Consider the following 605-nt stretch of genomic DNA (forward strand, 5'->3'; position numbering starts at 1 on the left):
AAGACTTGTGCCTCCCTTTGTTTTTATTGCGATGCAAGGGGAGGTAGCTGCGTTTCTAGCCATTCGATAAACGCCGCATTTTTCGGTCTGTGCTGCTGGCCGTTTAAACAAATCAAATCGTACCCTCTCCCTGCGTTGACTCGTTCAAAAGGCGCGACCAGTTCTCTCTTTTCCAAACTGGTTTGCACCAAAGACGCCCGCGCCATTGCGATTCCCATGCTGTTTTTGGCGGCAATCATCGCCATATCGGCATGGTTAAAAAGGTAGGTTTTCTCCATCACATTAAGCGATTTCAGTTCAGAGTTGCTTTGGCTTGCTAACCAGCTCTGCCATTCATGATTTGGCTCGTTTGCTTCTAACGATTCAGTGCAATGAATAAAGGTCACGGTCTCAAATTGGCTGGCACTACTCACGCCATTGGAGAAATGTGTTTGGCTGTATTCAGGGCTACAAACCGGCATCAACTCTTCATCAAAAAGCCTTTGATGATGGAAACCCGGATGCTCGCTGTCACTGTAGTAAATTGCAATATCAACGGGCTCATGTAAGAAATCTAATCGGCTTGCCTTTACTCGAAGCTTGATATTGAGAGAAGGATACAAACG

At 46.1% G+C, this 605-nt stretch carries 1 protein-coding gene; it reads right to left on the bottom strand.

The features are described from left to right. Positions 1-23: 23 nt before the first annotated feature. A partial coding sequence (locus R7R78_RS27805) for a LysR substrate-binding domain-containing protein (protein WP_263856343.1) occupies positions 24-605 on the bottom strand: 582 nt, incomplete at its 5' end.

Source organism: Vibrio sp. 2134-1, assembly GCF_033339495.1.